Raw genomic sequence first — 17,653 nt, forward strand, 5'->3', positions numbered from 1 at the left:
AACCGTCCCGATCCGAGCGAGGGGCAGAATGCGAATCTGGTTGACGATGGCCGCGGTGTGCGCGGCGCTGGCGGCGGCCGGGTGTGGCTCGAAGCGGCCCGGCGAGGTGCCCGTGTACCCGGTGAAGGGGCGGGTCACCTTCAGGGGCGAGCCGATGCCGCACGCGGTGGTCACCTTCTACCCGCTCGGGCAGCCGTTCGCGCAGGCGCTCAAGTGCCGCGCGAATGCCGACCCGGACGGGAACTATCGCCTCACCACTTATGAACTGAACGACGGCGCCCCGGAGGGCGAGTACGGGGTCATCCTGTACGTCCCGCCGGCGCCCCCGGAGCCGCACGCGCTCGAGGTGCCGAACCCGCCCGACCGCTTGAAGGGCGCGTACCTGGACCCCGCGAAATCGAAGCTGAGGTACACCGTCCGGCCCGAGCCGAACACCATTAACATCGACCTGCCGTAACGGAGGGGTGCGCGTGAAGCGGTTCACTCGCGGGTTCGCCGCGGTCGACCTGTTGGCGGCCGTCGCGCTGGGGACGGCCGCCGCCGGGCTGTTGCTCCCGGCCGTGCAGAAGGTGCGGGCGGCCGACGCCCGCGCCCGGTGCGCCGACCACCTGCGCCTGATCGGGAAGGGCGCGGCCGGGTACGCCGCGGCCCACGACGGGAACCTGCCGCGCGACGGCTCGGCGCCGCGCGGGAGTTGGAACAGCGAGATCCTGGCCCACATCGGCGAGGAGAAGCTGGCGAAGGCGTACGCCCCGGGCCAGGACTGGTTCGCGCCCGGCCCGGGCGGCAACCGGGACGTGGCCGCGACCCGCGTGCCCGCGTTCCTGTGCCCGGCGGCGCCGCACCCGGACCGCTGGGTGCTCACGCAGGACCCCGACGACGCCGCGCGGAGCTTCAAGGCCGCCCCGACGGACTACGTCGGCTCCGCGGGCGCGTACTACCAGAACAACGACCCGGGCAACCTGCACCCGGGCGCGATGCACCACCGCAAGATCACCCGCCGCATCCACGTGTCGGATGTTCAGGACGGCGCCGCCAACACGCTGCTGGTGGTCGAGATGGCGGACAAGCCGAACGGGTGGCGCGCCGGGAAACTGGCCGAGGACCGGTCGGGGAAGCCGCAGATGCCGGCGCTCAACGGCCAGTGGGCGGCGCCGAACTGGAACCACCTGCGCTCGTACACGGCCGACGGCCGGGAGCAGTTCGGCCCGTGCGCGGTGAACTGCGCGAACGGGGCCAGCATCTACGGGTTCCACCCCGGGGGCGCGAACGCCCTGTTCGTGGGCGGGTCGGTGCGGTTCCTCAAGGCCGGGCTGTCCCAGGAACTGCTGGTCGCGCTCGTGAGCATCGCCGGCGGCGAGGTGCTCGGCCCGAACGACTTTTGACCCACCACAGGAGATCCGGACTCATGCGCGCTCGCCGTGGCTTCACGCTGATCGAGCTATTGGTGGTGATCGCGATCATTGCGATCCTCATCGGCCTGTTGCTGCCCGCCGTGCAGAAGGTGCGCGACGCCGCGGCGCGGATGAGCTGCCAGAACAACCTGAAGCAGATCGGCCTCGCGCTGCACAACTACGAGAACGCCAACGGCAAGCTCCCCCCGCGGGCCTTCCCGGGCACCGGGGCCGCGTGGGGCACGCTGATCCTGCCGCACATCGAGCAGGACAACGTGTTCAAGCTGTACCGCCCGGACCTCGACTGGCGCGACCCGCTCAACCAGGACGCGGTCACCAAGCCGGTCAAGACGTACAAGTGCCCGTCCTCGCCCGAGCGGACCGCGAGCGGCACGTTCAACGGCGGGGCGTGGGCGTCGAGCGTCAGCGACTTCGGGGCCAACGGCGGCCTCGACCCGTCCCTCATGACGCTCGGCTGGCTCCCCGCGACGACCAGCCGCAACGGGGTCTTCATGCAGGGGATCGAGTTGCGGGTCACCGACATCACCGACGGCACCTCGACCACCCTGGCCGTGGTCGAGATGGGCGGGCGGCCGAACCGCTGGAACGCCGGCCGGGACACCGGGGCCATCCAGAACGCCGGGGTGAAGGGGCCGTGGGCGCACACCCACAACCACATCGAGGCCCGCGGGCACTCGGCCGACGGCACCACCAAGCCCGGCGCCTGCACCGTCAACTGCACCAACGCCGACGGCATCTACGGGTTCCACACGAACGGCGCGAACGTGGCGCTGATGGACGGGTCGGTCCGGTTCGTCACGCCGGCGCTGAACAACTTCGTCCTGTACGCCGTCGCGACCCCGAGCACCGGTGAGGTGGTGAATGGCTCGGACTTTTAGCTTGGCCGCCCTGTTCGTCGTGCTGGCCGCCGGCTGTGGACCCCGGGACGGCCGCAAGCCGGTGATCCCTGTTTCGGGACGGGTGACGTGCAAGGGCGAGCCGATGGCCGGCGCGATGGTCGGGTTCCACCCGCTCGACGACCCGGACCCGCGGGCCGTACGCGCGCAGGCCACCGCCGACAAGGACGGCCGCTACACGCTGACCACCTACGCCACCGGCGACGGCGCGCCGGCCGGCGCGTACGCGGTCACGGTCTACTGGCCCGGGCCGCGCCCGAAGGGCCAGGCCTTGGAACCGGGCGAGGACGAAGAGGTCCCGCCGGACCGGCTCAAGCGCGCGTTCGCGGACCCGAGAGCGACCAAGCTGCGCGCCGCCGTGCGCGCCGAACCGAACACGATCGACTTCCACCTGCCGTGAGGACCCCGGCCGTGCCCCGACGTTCCGCCTTTACCCTGATCGAACTGCTGGTGGTGATCGCGATTATTGCGATCCTCATCGGCCTGTTGCTGCCGGCCGTGCAGAAGGTGCGCGAGGCCGCCGCGCGCATGAAGTGCCAGAACAACCTGAAGCAGATCGGGCTGGCCATGCACAATTACGCGGGCGCGAACAACGGGCTGCCGCCGCGCCGCTCGTACCCGCTGCCGGAGCCGAACGTCGGCTGGCCGGTGCTGATCCTCGATTACCTCGAGCAGGGGAACGTGAAGGCCGCGCTGAAAATGGATCAGAGCTATTTCGCCCCCGAGAACAACGAGGCCCTCAAGAAGCCGCTGCCGGTCTACCAGTGCCCGGCCGCCCCGAGCCCCGAGCGGCTCATCAAAATGAACGCCAACGGCATGTACGGGGCCGTCGGCGACTACTACGCGTGCAACATCGTTCAAGACCCCACGTTCGCCATGCCCGGCGCGGCCGGGGGCACCAGCGCCGCACTGATCGACGACATGGCACTGAGTCAAGGAAGTGCGGTGCGTCCGCTCACAAACTTCCCGGACGGCACCTCAAGCACCCTCGTGCTGCGCGAGGTGGCGGGCCGCCCGGACGGGTACAACGCGACGGGCGCCCGGACGCCCTACGCCGACGGCGTTTCTTCGATCGGGGCGTGGGCGTCGTACCAGTCGGCGGTGGTCGAGAGCTGGGACGAGTCGGGCACCACCAAGAACGGCACCTGCGTCGTCAATTGCAACAACTTTTACGGAACGTACGCGTTCCACCCGGCCGGCGCGAACCATGTGTTCGCCGACGGGTCGGTCCGCACGGTCCGCAAAGGGGTCAACAAGTACCTGTATTACGCCCTGGTGACCCGCAACGGCGGTGAGGTGCTGAGCGATGGCGAGTTCTGACCGCGCGCCGCCCGCGGCGCGGCTGGCAGGGGCGCTGGCCCTGCTCACCGCGCTCGGCTGCGGCGCGGGCGGCCCTCCGCCGGCCCAGCCGACGCGCGGCGAGGTCCGCCTTCAGGGGAAGCCGGTGGCCGGCGCCTGGGTGGTGCTCACCGCGACCGAGGGCGATAAGGCGCGCGCCATGAAGCCGTTCGGCCGGACCGGCCCGGACGGCACGTTCCGGCTCCGCACCTACGAGGGCGAGGACGGCGCGCCCGCCGGCGAGTACGCGGTCACGATCACCTGGCCCGGCCCGCCGCCGAAGGGCGACCCGGACGCGACCGAAGGGCCGGACCGGCTCAAGGGGCGGTTCGCGGACCCGGCCAAGGCGCGGTGGAAGGTCCAGATCGCCCCCGGCGACAACACGCTCCCGGCGTTCGTACTCGACTGAGTTCCGTTACCCACACAGGAGCACCGGTGCGCACCTTTACGAACCCACTCACCCGCCGCGGACTGTTCCGCTCGGCGGCCGGCGCCGGCCTCGGGGCCGGGTTCACGTCCGGCTGGCTCCGCGCGCTCGCCGCGGGCGCGCCCAAGAAGCCCGCCAAGTCGGTCATCGTGCTGTGGCTCGACGGCGGGCCGGCGACCATCGACCTGTGGGACCTGAAGCCGGGCCACGCGAACGGCGGGCCGTTCCGGGCGATCGACACCGCCGCCCCCGGCCTGAAGATCGGCGAGCACCTGCCGAAGCTCGCGAAGCTCGGCAAGGACCTCGCCGTGGTGCGGTCGATGTCCACCAAGGAGGGCGACCACGGGCGGGCCACCTACCTCCTGCGCACCGGGTACACCCCGCTGGGCGCGATCCAGTACCCGGCCGCCGGCGCGGTCATCGCCAAGGAGCTGGGGGCCGAGGCCGGCGACCTGCCGAACTTCGTCAGCGTCGCGCCGGCGCGCAACGCCGCGTCCGGCGGCGGGTTCCTCGGGCCGCACTTCGACCCGCTCGTGGTCGGCGAGCTGACCGCCCCGCAGGACGGGCTGAAGGTGCCCGACCTGGCCCGCACCGCCGGCGTCGGCGACGACGCGCAGCGGGCGCGGCTCGAACTGCTCGCCGGCGCCGAGCGGCAGTTCGCCGCCGGCCGCGAGTCGGCGGTCGCGGGCAGCGTCCGGGCCGCGACCGCCCGCGCGGTGCGGCTCATGAAGCCGGAGGCCGCGGCGGCGTTCGACCTGGAGCAGGAGAAGCCGAAGGCGCGCGACGCCTACGGCCGCGGGCTGTTCGGTCAGGGGTGCCTGCTGGCCCGCCGGCTGGTGGAGCGGGGCGTGCCGTTCGTGGAGGTGACGCTCGACGGCTGGGACACCCACCAGAACAACTTCGACCGCGTGAAGGACCTGTGCGGCGCCCTCGATGCCGGGTTCGCCGCTCTGCTGGCGGATCTGAAGGACCGCGGGATGCTGGACAGCACGCTGGTGGTGTGCCAGGGGGAGTTCGGCCGCACGCCCAAGATCAACGGCAACACCGGGCGCGACCACTGGCCCGCGTCGTGGGCCGTGGCCCTCGCCGGCGGCGGGCTGAAAACGGGGCAGGCGGTCGGCAGAACGAGCACGGACGGCGCCGCGGTCGAGGACAAGCCGCGCGGGGTGCCGGACCTGATCGCCACGGTCGCGAAAGCGGTCGGCATCGACCCGAAGAAGCAGAACATGTCGAACGTGGGCCGGCCCATCCGGGTCGCCGACCCGGACGCCGAGCCCATCAAGGAGCTGCTGTGAACCGGGTCATTTTCGTCGCGCTGGTCGGGGCCGCGGTCCTGTGCGCCGCGCCCGCGAGACCGGCGGAACCCGGCCCCAGCCCGCGGGCCGACGCGCTCGAACTGCTGTTCATCGGGGGCGAGAAGCCCGCGCGGCTGGAGCTGCGCGCCGAGATCGACGGGCGGCCCGTCCCCGCGGTCTGGGATGACACGTTCGCGAAGCTGTTCGCGTACTTCGACCGCGACGCCGACGGCGCCCTCGACGCCACCGAGGCGGCCCGCCTGCCGTCGGCGTTCGCGCTGCGGCAGGTGCTGTGGGGGCAGTCCACGCCCTTCACGGGCGCCGCGCCGCCGCTTGCGGACATCGACCTCAACGGGGACGGCAAGGCGAGCCCCGACGAACTCGCCGACTTCTACCGCCGGGCTGGGCTGGGCGGGGTGCTCGTGGGGGTCGGGAGGGCACCGGCGACCGATGCCTTAACCGATGCGCTGCTGAAGCACCTCGACACCAACAAGGACGGCAAGCTCACCGAGGCGGAGGTGAAGGCGGCCCCCGACGCGCTGAAGGCGCTCGACGCCAACGACGACGAGCTGATCGGCCCCGGCGAACTGGTCGAGCGCACCGCCTACCCCGGCGCGCTCGGGGCGATCCTGGTGACGGCCCCGGCGCCGAACGGGGCGCCCGACGCCGTCGCGGACGCGCTCCCGTTCGTGGTGCTGCCGCTGCGCACCGCGGACCGCGGCTGGGAGGCCGCCGTGGCGGCCCGTCGCGAAAAGGTCGGGCTATCGGCGTTCACGGCCGAGTCGCTACGTGGTCCGCGAAGGCCGTCACCAGCGGCCGTGTGGAAGGCACGGTTCGGGGAGAAGCTGACCGGCGGCGCGCTGGAGCCGGTCGGCGGAAAGCTCCCCGCGAGCGGCCGGCTCGTGTACGCCGCCGGCGCGGTGCGGCTCGAACTCCGGTCGGACGAGGGGAAGCTCGCCGAGCCGGTCGCCGCCGCGCGCAAGCGGTACGCCGCCCAGTTCGCCGAGGCCGACGCCGACGCGAACGCGCGCCTCGACCCGAAGGAGCTCGCGGCCCCGAAGGCCGGGACGCTCAAACAGCTCGCGGCGGCGGCCGACCGGAACGGCGACGGCGCCTTGAGCGACACGGAGCTGACCGCGTGGCTCGACCTCCAGGACCAGATCGCGAGGGGGCACGTGCTGCTGACGGTGATCGACCACGGCGCCGGGCTGTTCGAGCTGCTGGACGCGGACCACGACGGGGCGCTGTCGGTGCGCGAGCTGCGCGGCGCGTGGGACCGGCTGACGGCCGCGGGGTGCGTGACCGACGGCCGTTTCGACCGCGCGAAGCTGCCGCGCCAGTTGCTCGCCGCGATCAGCCGCGGGCACCCGAAGTCGTCCCCGGGCAAGCCGGCCCGGCCCGGCCCGGCGTGGTTCGTGGCGATGGACCGCAACGGCGACGGGGACGTGTCGCGCCGCGAGTTCACCGGCCCGGCTGCGGTGTTCGACACGCTCGACGCCGACAAGGACGGCCTCCTCGACGCCCGCGAGGCCGGCGCCGCGGTTAAAAACTGACCGCGCCCGGACAAAGCGTTGTCAGCCCTCGGGTTCGCATCGCTTCCGCGCCCCCGAAAAGTGATAATGCCGGTGCCCGCCGCCCGCACCCGGCTCGACCTGAATCGCTCGCTCACCGGAGGCCCTGATGTTCTCACTGCGTGTTCGGCCGTCGCGCCGGGACTGGCTGCGGCTCTCGGCCGCCGGCGCGGTCGGCGTGTCACAGTCCGGGTGGCTCGGCGCGCTGGCCGACGACGCCGCCCGCGCCCCGAAGAAGCACAAGTCCGTCATCCTCTTGTGGATGAACGGCGGCCCCGCGACCATCGACCTGTGGGACCTGAAGCCGGGCCACGACAACGGCGGCCCGTTCCGGGAGGCCGCCACCGCCGCACCCGGGCTGAAGATCAGCGAGCACCTGCCGAAACTCGCGAAGCTCGGCAAGGAGCTGGCCGTGGTCCGCTCGATGGCGACCCGCGAGGGCGACCACCAGCGGGCGCGCGTCGTCGGCCTGACCGGGTACACCCCGCAAGGGGCGATCCAGTTCCCCGCGCTCGGCGCGCTGGTGGCGCACGAGTTCGACGACCCGAAGGCCGACCTGCCCGGGTTCGTCGCGGTCGGCGGCCGGTCGGACGTCGGCGGCGGGTTCCTCGGGCCGCGGTTCGCGCCGTTCGTGGTGGGCGGGGAGCGCGAGCGCGGCGGCCCTGCGAACGCCGACCTGCGCGTCGCCGACCTCGACCCACCGGCCGGCCTCGGCACGGAGGCGCAGGTGAAGCGCCTCGACCTGCTCGCGGGGCTGGAGAAGGACTTCGCGCCCGGGAAGGCGCACCCGGTGGCCGAGACGATGCGCGCCGCGACCGACCGCGCCGTCCGGCTGATGCGCCCGGAGGCCGCCGCTGCGTTCCGGCTCGAGGACGAGACGCCGCAGGTGCGCGACGCCTACGGCCGCGGCACCTTCGGCCAGGGGTGCCTGCTCGCCCGCCGGCTGGTGGAACGGGGCGTGCCGTTCGTGGAAGTGACGCTCGACGGCTGGGACACGCACAACAACAACTTCGACCGCGTCAAGGCGCTCTCCACCACGCTCGACACCGGGTTCTCCGCTCTGCTGGCGGACCTGAAGGACCGCGGGCTGTTGGACCGCACGCTGGTGGTGTGCCAAGGGGAGTTCGGGCGGACGCCGAAGATCAACGGGCAGAGCGGCCGCGACCACTGGCCCGCGTCGTGGGCCGTGGCCCTCGCCGGGGCCGGCGTCAAGGGCGGGCAGGCGGTCGGCAAGACCAGCAAAGACGGCACGCAGGTGGAGAGCGACCCGACCCGCACCGCGGACCTCGTCGCCACCGTGATGAAGGCCGCCGGGCTGGATCCGATGAAGCAGAACATGTCGAACGTGAGCCGGCCCATCCGGCTGGCCGACCCGAGCGGCAAACCGATCAAGGAGCTGCTGTGACCCGTTTCACGTTCGGCGCGCTGGTTCTGGGGCTGGCGGCCGTCGGTCTGTGCCCGGCGGCCGACCCGGGCGCGGCCAAGCCGGCCGGGGTGCCGGTCGGGTTCGCGCTGCTCGACGGCGACGCGCTCCGGCGCATCGAGGTGCGGGCCGAAGTCGACGGCGTCCCGGTTTCCGCGATCTGGGACGAGACGTTCGCGAAGCTGTTCGCGTACTTCGACCGCAACGCCGACGGCGCTCTGGACGCGAAGGAGGTGACGCTGCTGCCCCCGGCGCGGGCGCTGCGCCAGTCGCTGGGGAGCGGGTTCACGCCGCCGACCGGGCCGGTCCTGACGCTCGCGGACCTGGACCGCAACGGTGACATCAAGGTGAGCCTCGACGAGTTGGTGGCCTACTACCGCGCGAACGGGCTGGGCAACATTCAGGTCGGCGCCGGCACGCTGCCCGCGAGCGCCGACCTGACCGCGGCGCTGGTCAAGCACCTGGACACGAATTCTGACGGCAAAGTGAGCGAAGCGGAGTGGCGGGCGGCGGCCGACGTGCTGAAGGCGCTCGACAAGAACGACGACGAGCTGATCGGCGCCGGCGAACTGGTGCCGAAGGCCGTGTACCCCGGCGCCGCGGGCGCGCTGCTCCTGTCCCCACCGGGCACGGACACAACCGGGCAACCCGCGGCGGTCGCGGCTCTGCCGCTGGTGCTGCTCCCGGCCGACCCGAAGGACGCGAACTGGGCCGCCGAGGTCGCCCGCCGCGACCCGCGGCACAAGGTGACCGACGCGGCGGCGTGGCGCCAGAAGGCGGCCGACGTTACGTGGGCGGTGAATCTGTCCGACAAAGGTGGTGCGTCGGACCGGCTCGCGTTCGCCGGGACCGCGGTTCGTGTGGACGGCTGGGCCGCTCCGGGGAAGGCGGGCGAAGCCGCCGCGACCGCGCGCAAACAGTTCGTCGCGCAACTGGACGCGCCCGAACCGGCCGACGCACCCAAGGGGCGCCGGCCGGCCGGCGGGCTGGGGTGGCTGACACCGATCGCCGACCGCGACGGCGACGGCACCCTGGACCGCAAGGAACTCGACGGGTGGCTCGACCTGCAAGCCCAGATCATGCGGGGGCAGGTCTTCCTCACGGTCCTCGACGGCGCCGGGTTGTTCGAGCTGCTGGACGCGAACCACGACGGGGCGCTGTCGGTGCGGGAGCTGCGCGGCGCGTGGGACCGGCTGAAGGCCGCGGGGTGCGTCGCCGACGGCGCGGTCGCCCCGGCGAAGGTGCCGCGCGGGGTTCTGTGTGCGGCGAGCCTGGGTTACCCGCGGACGCTGGCGGCGAGCACCCGCGGCGGCCCGGCGTGGTTCGTGGCGATGGACCGCAACGGCGACGGGGACGTGTCGCGCCGCGAGTTCACCGGCCCGGCCGCGGTGTTCGACACGCTCGACCTTGATAAGGACGGGCTGCTCAGTGCCGAAGAGGCCGGGAAGGCGAACCCGAAGAAGTGATGACCGATCCGATTGAACCGAACGAGCCGCAGATGAGTCAAGCTGAAGTTCCGGCCCCGCCTGTTTGGGGGCGGGAGCTTCAGCTCTTCCCGACTTGGAAAGTGGAACAATTGGACTTGATACCCGATCCCGTCCGGGACGTGTCGTTCCCGGATTCCGTGTAATTCGCGCCCCATCGTCATAAAATGCCGGTATGTGGCCCAACCGCGAAGAAACCGACCGCCTGCTCGACGAGGCCCGCGCCGGCGCGCCGGGCGCGGTCGACAAGCTCCTCGGCGAGTTCCGCGACCCGCTGCGCCAGGTCGTCGGCCTGCGGCTCGACCCCGCCGTCGCGCGCCGCGTGGACGCCTCCGACATCGTTCAGGACGTGCTGATCGAGGCCAACCAGCGGCTCACCGAGTACCTGAAGAAGCCCGACATGCCGTTCCACCTGTGGCTGCGGCACCTCGCGCAGGACCGCATCATCGACACGCACCGCCGGCACCGGCTGGCGCAGCGCCGCAGCGTGGACCGCGAGCAGCCGATCGCCCGCCCGGCGTGGAACGACGAGTCGAGCGTCTCCCTCGTCGCGCAACTGATCGACACCGAGCGCACCCCCACGTCCGAAGCGATCCGGCTGGAGCTCCAGCGCCGGCTCGCGACCGCGATCGACAAGCTCTCCGAGGACGACCGCGAGATCGTGCTCATGCGGCACCACGAGGCGCTGTCGAACCAGGAGGTGGCGCACGCGCTGCAGTTGACCGAGGCCGCGGCGTCGATGCGGTACTTGCGGGCGCTGCGGCGGTTGCGCACGGTGCTCGTGCCGGACGGACAGGAGCGGCCCGATGACGTCTGATGCCGGCGCCGCCGGGCGCGCGTACCCGTACTGGTCGGGCTGGCACATGGTCGGCTGCTCGGTGCTGTTCTTCGGGCTCTTCGGCACGTTCGCGGTGTCGCTGTTCCCGGCCGGGTACGGCCGCGTCCGCACCGGCGACCTGCCGACCGGCGTCGCGATGATGGTGTTCGGCGTGTTCGGCGCGCCCACGCTCGGGATGGCGTTCTGGTCGCTGGTCACGGGCGTGCGCAACGCGTTCCGCCCGCCGCTGCTGCGGCTCACCGCCGCCGCACTGGTGCTCCCGGTCGAAGCGCGCGGCGAGCCACCGCGGGGCGAACACGGCGAGCTGCTGTCGCACGAGCCCCCTCAGCCCGAAGCGGTGCCGCTGAACGCGATCCGGACGGTCGCGACGAACGGGGGCGGGCACAAGCGGGCGCTGGAGGTGGTTCACGACCTCAGCGCCCAGCCGCTCCGCATCGAGGCGCACATGATGCGCCCGGCCGACTTTGACGATCTTGAGGCCCGGTTGAGGAACGCCGTGCCGGCCGCGTTCGCGACCGCCGTGATGTGAGCCGAGGGTTCCGATGCCGCCCTTCGACCTCGACACCGCCGCACGGTTCGGCACAGGCCCCGCCCGCCTGGTGTCGCTCGCCTTGATGATGACGACCCGCGACGGGGCCGATCGGCTCACGTTCGATCCCTCGCGCCGGTCCGGGGCCGGGAGCAGCACCGTCGAGTGCCGCATCGGGGGCGACTGGTATAGCCTGGTACCGCCGCCCGATACGGTCCTGCCAAAGTTGACGCGCCTGCTGCGCGAGCTGGCCGGCGGACCGGACGGCCGGTTCACCGCGCGTCTCGGCGGGCACGAGTTCGCCGTCCGCGTAGAGATCGTGCCGGTGCCACACCCGCCGTCGTCCGTCCTGGAGTGCTCGACTCTGGAACTCCCGGTTCTGCCGGAGCTGTCCGGGCGGGCAAATGAACTGCTCGACTCGCACTTTGATGAAAACGGCTCTGTGTATTTTGACGATTCCGAATTCGCCTGACTGCCTCGTGAGGTTCCCGTGCTGGCTTATGAATCCGTCGATCAGCTTCTCGGCGAATCGGACGTTAAGCGCTTCCTGCACGTCGTGATCTTGAACGCGATCCGCGACAAGGCGACGCAGCTCGAAGTGCGGTTCGGCGAAGAGGGCGGGCTGCTGTACTACCGCGTGGACGGCCGCGACTGGGAGCTGTCGGCGCCGCCGGACGAGGTGTACCCGCTGATCAAAGAGGCGGTGCGCGAGGCGTCCGTGCTGGTGTCGCCCGAGCGCCCGGAGCTGACGGTCATCGCGGGCATCCCGGGGGCGCGGTACGAACCGCTCGAAGCCGGGTGGCTCACGTACCAGATCGGCGGCCGGTGGATCGACCTCGCGGTGCGCATCGACCCCCGGGAGCCCTACGGCTTCATCCGGTTCGACATCGACGACGCGACCGAGTTCGCGGACGACGCGGCCGAGGCGCTCGCGGACTACGCGGCCCGCCTCGGGGAAGACGAGTAAAGGCAGAAGGCGTTTTTTACCGCAGAGGGCACGAGAGGGCGCAGAGAGAAACAAGAGTGAGGAAGGCTCAGCTCTCTTGTCTTTCTCTCTGCGCCCTCTGCGGTGAGCACTCTTTAGACTTTTTTTACCGCAGAGGGCACGAGAGGGCGCAGAGAGAAAGACAAGCGAGGGGCACCTCAACTCTCTGTTCGTTCTCTCTGCGCCCTCTCGTGCCCTCTGCGGTGAACCCTTTTTATTTTGAGCCATGGCGCACGACCACGACGAGCAGTTGGCGTTGCTCATCGACCGGCTCGCGTTCGAGCAGCGGGCCGGGCGCCCCGCGGACGTGGACTCCGCGGCCCGCGAGCACCCCGAACTGGCGGCCGAGTTGCGCGAGCTGTGGGCGGTGGCCCAGTTCGCGCACCTGGCCCGCCCGGCCGAGCCGGCCCCGCACGCGGTCACCCTGTCCTACCCGGACGCGCCGACGCCCACGGACCGGGCCGAGCACGGGTCCGCGGCGCTGCCCCGCGACTTCGGCGACTTCGAGCTGCTCGAAGAGGTGGGGCGCGGGGGCATGGGGGTCGTGTACCGCGCCCGGCAGAAGAGCCTCAACCGCGTCGTCGCGCTCAAGCTGGTCCGCGAAGCGCACCTCGCGACCGACGCCGACCGCGCGCGATTCCGCACCGAGGCCGAGTCCGCGGCGCGGCTCAAGCACCCCAACATCGTAACCGTGTACGACGTGGGCACGGCCGGCGGGCAGGCGTACCTGTGCATGGAGTTCGTCGACGGGCCGACGCTCGCGGAGAAGGTCCGCACCGGCGGCCCGCTCCCGCCCCGCGCGGCCGCCGCGCTGGTCGCCGTGATCGCCCGGGCGGTCGAGCACGCGCACGCCGCGGGCATCCTGCACCGGGACCTGAAGCCGAGCAACATCCTGCTCGGGGGCGCGGAACGGAAAGCCGACCCGCTGCCGCTTTCGGGTTCCGATTCCGCGCTCCGCGCCACGGCCTCGGCGCTCCAGCCGAAGGTGTCCGATTTCGGCCTCGCGAAGCAGATCGACCGATCGGAGGGCATCACCAAAACCGGCCTCGTGGTCGGGACGCCGAGCTACATGGCGCCCGAACAGGCCGCGCGGCGCAAGGACCTCACACCGACCGCCGACGTGTACGCGCTCGGCGCCATCCTGTACGAACTGCTCACCGGGCGCCCGCCGTTCCAGGCCGCCCACCCCGTCGACACCCTGCTCCTCGTCATGGAGCAAGAGCCGGTGCCGCCGCGGCACCTCAACGCGACCGTCGACCGCGAGCTGGAACTCATCTGCCTGAAGTGCCTCCAGAAGCCCGCCGAGATGCGGTACCCGTCGGCCGCCGCCCTGGCGACGGACCTCGAAGCCTACGCGGCCGGGCAGCCGGTCGCGGCGGCGCCCAGCGGGCTGCGGTTCTTCATGGCGCGGCTGTTCCGCGAGACGCACCACGCCGACGTGCTCGAGAACTGGGGCAAGCTGTGGATCTTCCACAGCGTCATGATCTTCCTGCTGTGCCTGCTCACACAGGTGCTGGCCTGGGAAGGCTACAAGGACCACGTGTGGTACATGGGGTTCTGGTCGGTCGGGCTGGTCACCTGGGGCACGATCTTGTGGCAGTTGCGCAAGGCCGCCGGGCCGGTGCTGTTCGTGGAGCGGCAGATCGCGCACGCGTGGGCGGCCGGCGTGTGCGCCAGCATCGCGATGTTCTGGATCGAGTGGCTGGCGCAGCTCCCGGCGCTGACGCTGTCGCCGGCGGTCGCGGTCGCGGCCGGGATGGTGATGATGTTCAAGGCCGGCATCCTGTCGGGGCGGTTCTACGGCTGGGCCGCGCTGAACTTCGGCGCCTCGGTCGTGATGCCACTGGTTCCGCAGGTGAGCATTCTGCTGTTCGGGGCGGTGTCGGCGCTGTCGTTCTTTGTCCCGGGGCTGAAGTACTATCGCCAGAGGAAGGCGCGGATCGCGTAGGCGCCCCGGCCGAGCGGCCGGATTCACCGCCCGACCGATCGTGTCTGCTTTTGCTGACGGCTTTGTGGCACAGACATTCCTGTCTGTGCGGTAATTTTGAGGAACACAGACAGGAATGTCTGTGCCACAAGAAACAGACTACGGCCGGAAGGCCAAGAGCTTGCTATGAGTCGCAGGACGCGCCGTGTGTTGTGGGTGGTCGCCGCGCTCGGTTCGCTGCCGCTGCTGGTGGTCGGGCTGTTCGCGCTAAACGGTCTCGCCCTCGCCGGCCGGCAGGCGCCGCGGATGCAGCACCTCGCGGACGTGCCCGTAGCCGCGTCGCGGTCCCCGGCGGGGGAGGCCACGTTCGTCAGTTACAACATCGCGAAGGGGTTCGCCCACAGGGGCGGGCTGAAGTTCGAGTCGCGCGAGTTCGTGCTGGCGAAGCTCCGGCGCATGGCCGAAGTCATCCGGGCCGAGCAACCCGACGCGGTGTTCCTCTCGGAAGCCCTCACCGAGCTGGCGCCCTGTAACGTCGATCAGGTCGAGTACCTCGCGCGTGAGTGCGGGCTGCCGCACGTCGCGGCCGGCGAGAACTACAACGTCGGCCTCCCGTTCGCGCGCGTGGCCGGCGGCAACGCGATCCTGTCGCGCACGCCGCTCACGCCGGTCGCGAACATCGACCTGGCGGGCCGGAAACCGTTCTGGGTGACGGGGAACAACCGGCGGGCGCTGTTCGTGTCGGCCGAGTTCGGCGGGCGACCGGTGCTGATGGCCGCCCTGCACAACGACTCGTTCGACATGCGGAACAACCTGACGCAGGCGCAGCAACTTTTGGACTTCGTGGGCGACCGGCCCGCGATTCTGGCGGGCGATTTCAACAACCGGCCCGAGAACGCGTCGATCAAGCTGATCCGCGACACCGGCAAGTTCTGCGGCGCGTTCGACGGCCCGCCGACGTTCTTCGAGGGCACGCGCGCCGAGCGCCTCGACTACATCTTCGCCCCGGCCGGGTGGGAGTTGCTCGAATCGCGTGTGGTCGCCGACGACACGTCGGACCACCGCCCGCTCGTGTGCCGGTTCAAGGTGAAATGACGACCGGACCAAGTCCGATTGAAGGGTATTGGTGATTGGGAGCGCCACCCGCCTGCGTCAGCAGGCGGGTGGCGCACACAAGTGACGAACTGGAAACGACTGGATTTGGTGTCCAAAGCTCATGCGCGGTCGCGCAAGGCGGTGTGCCCGGCGTGCTTCGCGCAGTTCGCACAACAGTAGATGACGCCGCCCTGTTCGACGCCGTGTCCCACGACCCGGCACCCGCAGTGCGAGCACTCGGGCGCCAGGGCGTGAATCGCGCACTCGAACGAGTCGAACGTGTGCTCGCTGCCGTCGGTTTCCGTCACGGTGAACGCCTTATCGTACTCGTTGCCACACACTTCGCACTTCTTCATTGGTGCCCCTCGGTTCATGTCCGCTCATGCGGTGATGGTGTTCCCCTCCGCGCCGCAGGTAGTGCAAATAGCACGCCCATCTGATCGTGACGCACCTATGCCGGGGCAAAAAAGAAAACGCGGCCGAATGGCCGCGCTTCTGCTCGCACACACCGACTACCAGCGCCGGAACCCGCGATACCCGCCGTACCCGCTCCGCCAACCGGCCCCGTATGCGCCATACGACGGATACGCGCGGTAGCCGGACCAACCCCATGTGGAGTATGGGTTCGACCAGCCGTAGGAGTACGTGCGGTAACCAGGGTAGTTGTACGCGTAGTTGTAGGAGTAAGACGGGTACGAATAGTACCCCGCCGGGTATACATACGGGCTGCTGTTGATCGACGGGTACACGACCACCTGGGCGCTGGCCTTCGCCGGTTGCCCGGCCGTAACTGCGAGTGCGGCGACGACCGCCGCGGAGAAGAGTGACGTGCGCATCGGATGCCCCTTTCGTAGTCGAGCACAGGCGAGGGCGGACATCCGAACTGTTGAGCAAGTTGCGCGCCCGTCCGGTTGCTGAAACCGCCCCGGGGCCATACGTTGCAAGCAGTCCGCCCGGTGCGGTTCAGTGAGCGTGCGCCCACAACGGCTGTGAGGACACCAATGTCAGCCCCCGAGTGCGTCGTGGTCGGGTCCGGGCCGAACGGGTTGGCCGCGGCGGTCGCGCTCGCCCGGCAGGGTCGCTCGGTACTCGTCGTGGAAGGCGCGGACACGATCGGCGGCGGCACGCGGTCGGCCGCGCTCACGCTGCCCGGGTTCGTTCACGACATCTGCTCTGCCGTTCACCCGATGGCGGTCGTGTCCCCGTTCCTTCAGTCGCTGCCCCTTCACGAACACGGGCTGGAGTGGGTTCACCCGGAAACGCCGTTCGCGCACCCGCTCGACAACGGAAGAGCGGCGGCCCTGGAGCGGTCCGTGGACGCAACGGCCGAAGGGGTAGGTGAGGACGCCCGCGCGTACCGGAAGCTGATGCAACCGCTCGCGGCCGGCGCAGCCAACCTGTTCGGGGACATGCTCGGCCCGTTCCGCATCCCCCGGCACCCGATCCTGGGAATGCGGTTCGGACTGCGGGCGCTGTACTCCGGCAAGCGGCTGGCGGAAGCGTGGTTCCGAACGGACGGCGCGAAGGCGATCGTGGCGGGGTTGGCGGCGCATGCGGTGCTGCCGCTGGAGCAGTCCCCGGGCGGGGCGGTCGCGCTGATGCTCGGGCTCGCGGGCCACGCGGCCGGGTGGCCGTTCCCGAAGGGCGGCGCGCAGAAGATCGCCGACGCCCTGGCTTCCTATCTGCGTTCACTCGGCGGGCGGATCGAAACCGGGCGGCCGGTGAAGTCGGTAGACGAGTTCGCCGGCGCGAAAGCGATCCTACTCGATGTCACACCGAAGCAAATTCTCGCCCTGGCGGGCCACAAGCTGCCGGCGCGCTACCGGCGGGCGCTCGAACGGTTCCGGTACGGCCCCGGGGTGTTCAAGTTAGACTGGGCGTTATCGGCGCCGATCCCGTGGTTGGCCGCCGAGTGCCGCCGCACCGGTACGGTCCACGTCGGCGGGACGCTCGAAGAAGTTGCCGCCGCGGAGGCCGCCCCCTGGAAGGGGGAGCACGCGGAAAAGCCCTTCGTGCTGGTCGCACAGCCGACGCCGTTCGACCCGACGCGCGCCCCCGAAGGTAAGCACGTGGCGTGGGGCTACTGCCACGTCCCCCACGGCTCCACGGTGGACATGACCGACCGCATCGAGGCGCAGATCGAGCGGTACGCCCCCGGCTTCCGGGACGTGATCCTCGCGCGGCACACGATGAACACGGCCGCGATGGAAGCGCACAACCCGAACTACATCGGCGGCGACATCGCCGGCGGCGTGGTGGACTGGTGGCAGCTCTTCACGCGCCCGGTGGCGCGGCTCAACCCGTACACCACCCCCGTGAAAGGGCTGTACATCTGCTCGTCCTCGACCCCACCGGGCGGCGGCGTTCACGGCATGTGCGGGTACTTCGCGGCGCAAGCGGCTCTTCGCCGATTCTGAACCGGCGCGCCCC

General features: G+C 71.0%; 19 protein-coding genes. 17 read left to right on the forward strand and 2 right to left on the reverse strand.

Annotation, left to right across the window (positions count from 1 at the left end; all coding sequences use genetic code 11):
- The first annotated feature begins 28 nt into the window (after positions 1–28).
- The 16 genes from GobsT_RS08075 to GobsT_RS08145 all read left to right on the forward strand — a co-directional run bounded on the left by GobsT_RS08075 (position 29) and on the right by GobsT_RS08145 (position 15,223).
- Complete coding sequence (locus GobsT_RS08075; RefSeq protein ID WP_010034596.1) at positions 29–457, forward strand: hypothetical protein; 429 nt, start codon at positions 29–31, stop codon at positions 455–457.
- A gap of 13 nt (positions 458–470) precedes the next feature.
- On the forward strand, positions 471–1,385 hold the full coding sequence (locus tag GobsT_RS08080; RefSeq protein ID WP_010034594.1) for a DUF1559 family PulG-like putative transporter: 915 nt from the start codon (positions 471–473) through the stop codon (positions 1,383–1,385).
- Positions 1,386–1,408: 23 nt separating this feature from the next.
- Positions 1,409–2,293, forward strand: a complete 885-nt coding sequence (locus tag GobsT_RS08085; RefSeq protein ID WP_010034592.1) for a DUF1559 domain-containing protein — start codon at positions 1,409–1,411, stop codon at positions 2,291–2,293.
- Positions 2,277–2,711: a carboxypeptidase-like regulatory domain-containing protein gene (locus GobsT_RS37605; protein WP_162097338.1), complete on the forward strand. Its 435-nt coding sequence runs from the start codon at positions 2,277–2,279 to the stop codon at positions 2,709–2,711. The genes GobsT_RS08085 and GobsT_RS37605 overlap by 17 nt, the downstream gene beginning before the upstream one ends.
- Before the next feature lie 11 nt (positions 2,712–2,722).
- Positions 2,723–3,631: a DUF1559 domain-containing protein gene (locus GobsT_RS08090; RefSeq protein WP_010034586.1), complete on the forward strand. Its 909-nt coding sequence runs from the start codon at positions 2,723–2,725 to the stop codon at positions 3,629–3,631.
- A complete protein-coding gene (locus GobsT_RS08095) occupies positions 3,618–4,058 on the forward strand; it encodes a carboxypeptidase-like regulatory domain-containing protein (protein ID WP_010034581.1) in 441 nt (146 codons plus the stop codon). Before GobsT_RS08090 ends, GobsT_RS08095 begins: the two co-directional genes overlap by 14 nt.
- 26 nt (positions 4,059–4,084) lie before the next feature.
- Entirely contained in the window at positions 4,085–5,371 is a 1,287-nt protein-coding gene (locus tag GobsT_RS08100) for a DUF1501 domain-containing protein (RefSeq protein ID WP_010034579.1), read from the forward strand.
- Positions 5,368–6,924 carry an EF-hand domain-containing protein gene (locus GobsT_RS08105; protein ID WP_109571220.1) on the forward strand — a complete coding sequence of 519 codons (1,557 nt, stop codon included), beginning with the start codon at positions 5,368–5,370 and terminating at the stop codon, positions 6,922–6,924. The genes GobsT_RS08100 and GobsT_RS08105 overlap by 4 nt, the downstream gene beginning before the upstream one ends.
- A 127-nt stretch (positions 6,925–7,051) precedes the next feature.
- Positions 7,052–8,347: a DUF1501 domain-containing protein gene (locus tag GobsT_RS08110; RefSeq protein ID WP_109571219.1), complete on the forward strand. Its 1,296-nt coding sequence runs from the start codon at positions 7,052–7,054 to the stop codon at positions 8,345–8,347.
- Positions 8,344–9,831 carry an EF-hand domain-containing protein gene (locus GobsT_RS08115; protein ID WP_109571218.1) on the forward strand — a complete coding sequence of 496 codons (1,488 nt, stop codon included), beginning with the start codon at positions 8,344–8,346 and terminating at the stop codon, positions 9,829–9,831. The genes GobsT_RS08110 and GobsT_RS08115 overlap by 4 nt, the downstream gene beginning before the upstream one ends.
- Before the next feature lie 193 nt (positions 9,832–10,024).
- Positions 10,025–10,666: a sigma-70 family RNA polymerase sigma factor gene (locus GobsT_RS08120; protein ID WP_010051767.1), complete on the forward strand. Its 642-nt coding sequence runs from the start codon at positions 10,025–10,027 to the stop codon at positions 10,664–10,666.
- The gene (locus tag GobsT_RS08125) at positions 10,656–11,216 is read left to right on the forward strand and encodes a hypothetical protein (RefSeq protein WP_010051770.1); all 561 of its coding nucleotides are present in this window, start codon (positions 10,656–10,658) and stop codon (positions 11,214–11,216) included. Before GobsT_RS08120 ends, GobsT_RS08125 begins: the two co-directional genes overlap by 11 nt.
- A 13-nt stretch (positions 11,217–11,229) precedes the next feature.
- On the forward strand, positions 11,230–11,688 hold the full coding sequence (locus tag GobsT_RS08130) for a hypothetical protein (RefSeq protein WP_010051773.1): 459 nt from the start codon (positions 11,230–11,232) through the stop codon (positions 11,686–11,688).
- 18 nt (positions 11,689–11,706) lie between these two features.
- On the forward strand, positions 11,707–12,183 hold the full coding sequence (locus GobsT_RS08135; protein WP_010051776.1) for a hypothetical protein: 477 nt from the start codon (positions 11,707–11,709) through the stop codon (positions 12,181–12,183).
- Between the two features lie 244 nt (positions 12,184–12,427).
- On the forward strand, positions 12,428–14,149 hold the full coding sequence (locus tag GobsT_RS08140; protein ID WP_010053017.1) for a serine/threonine-protein kinase: 1,722 nt from the start codon (positions 12,428–12,430) through the stop codon (positions 14,147–14,149).
- A gap of 165 nt (positions 14,150–14,314) precedes the next feature.
- Complete coding sequence (locus GobsT_RS08145; protein WP_081471942.1) at positions 14,315–15,223, forward strand: endonuclease/exonuclease/phosphatase family protein; 909 nt, start codon at positions 14,315–14,317, stop codon at positions 15,221–15,223.
- Positions 15,224–15,342: 119 nt separating this feature from the next.
- On the opposite strand, the gene GobsT_RS08150 is transcribed toward GobsT_RS08145, so the two are convergent.
- On the reverse strand, positions 15,343–15,579 hold the full coding sequence (locus GobsT_RS08150; RefSeq protein ID WP_010048817.1) for a hypothetical protein: 237 nt from the start codon (positions 15,577–15,579) through the stop codon (positions 15,343–15,345).
- 156 nt (positions 15,580–15,735) lie between these two features.
- Positions 15,736–16,059: a hypothetical protein gene (locus GobsT_RS08155; protein WP_010048816.1), complete on the reverse strand. Its 324-nt coding sequence runs from the start codon at positions 16,057–16,059 to the stop codon at positions 15,736–15,738.
- Positions 16,060–16,224: 165 nt separating this feature from the next.
- Between GobsT_RS08155 and GobsT_RS08160 the strand changes: the two genes are divergently transcribed.
- Positions 16,225–17,640, forward strand: a complete 1,416-nt coding sequence (locus GobsT_RS08160) for a phytoene desaturase family protein (protein ID WP_010048815.1) — start codon at positions 16,225–16,227, stop codon at positions 17,638–17,640.
- Positions 17,641–17,653: the final 13 nt, after the last annotated feature.

Source organism: Gemmata obscuriglobus (assembly GCF_008065095.1).
GTDB lineage: Bacteria > Planctomycetota > Planctomycetia > Gemmatales > Gemmataceae > Gemmata > Gemmata obscuriglobus.

Coding starts and splice junctions, on each gene's coding strand:
- GobsT_RS08075 (WP_010034596.1), top strand. CDS start 29: ATGCGAATCTGGTTGACGATGGCCGCGGTGTGCGCGGCGCTGGCGGCG.
- GobsT_RS08085 (WP_010034592.1), top strand. CDS start 1,409: ATGCGCGCTCGCCGTGGCTTCACGCTGATCGAGCTATTGGTGGTGATC.
- GobsT_RS37605 (WP_162097338.1), top strand. CDS start 2,277: ATGGCTCGGACTTTTAGCTTGGCCGCCCTGTTCGTCGTGCTGGCCGCC.
- GobsT_RS08095 (WP_010034581.1), top strand. CDS start 3,618: ATGGCGAGTTCTGACCGCGCGCCGCCCGCGGCGCGGCTGGCAGGGGCG.
- GobsT_RS08110 (WP_109571219.1), top strand. CDS start 7,052: ATGTTCTCACTGCGTGTTCGGCCGTCGCGCCGGGACTGGCTGCGGCTC.
- GobsT_RS08120 (WP_010051767.1), top strand. CDS start 10,025: ATGTGGCCCAACCGCGAAGAAACCGACCGCCTGCTCGACGAGGCCCGC.
- GobsT_RS08125 (WP_010051770.1), top strand. CDS start 10,656: ATGACGTCTGATGCCGGCGCCGCCGGGCGCGCGTACCCGTACTGGTCG.
- GobsT_RS08130 (WP_010051773.1), top strand. CDS start 11,230: ATGCCGCCCTTCGACCTCGACACCGCCGCACGGTTCGGCACAGGCCCC.
- GobsT_RS08140 (WP_010053017.1), top strand. CDS start 12,428: ATGGCGCACGACCACGACGAGCAGTTGGCGTTGCTCATCGACCGGCTC.
- GobsT_RS08145 (WP_081471942.1), top strand. CDS start 14,315: ATGAGTCGCAGGACGCGCCGTGTGTTGTGGGTGGTCGCCGCGCTCGGT.
- GobsT_RS08150 (WP_010048817.1), bottom strand. CDS start 15,579: ATGAAGAAGTGCGAAGTGTGTGGCAACGAGTACGATAAGGCGTTCACC.
- GobsT_RS08155 (WP_010048816.1), bottom strand. CDS start 16,059: ATGCGCACGTCACTCTTCTCCGCGGCGGTCGTCGCCGCACTCGCAGTT.
- GobsT_RS08160 (WP_010048815.1), top strand. CDS start 16,225: ATGTCAGCCCCCGAGTGCGTCGTGGTCGGGTCCGGGCCGAACGGGTTG.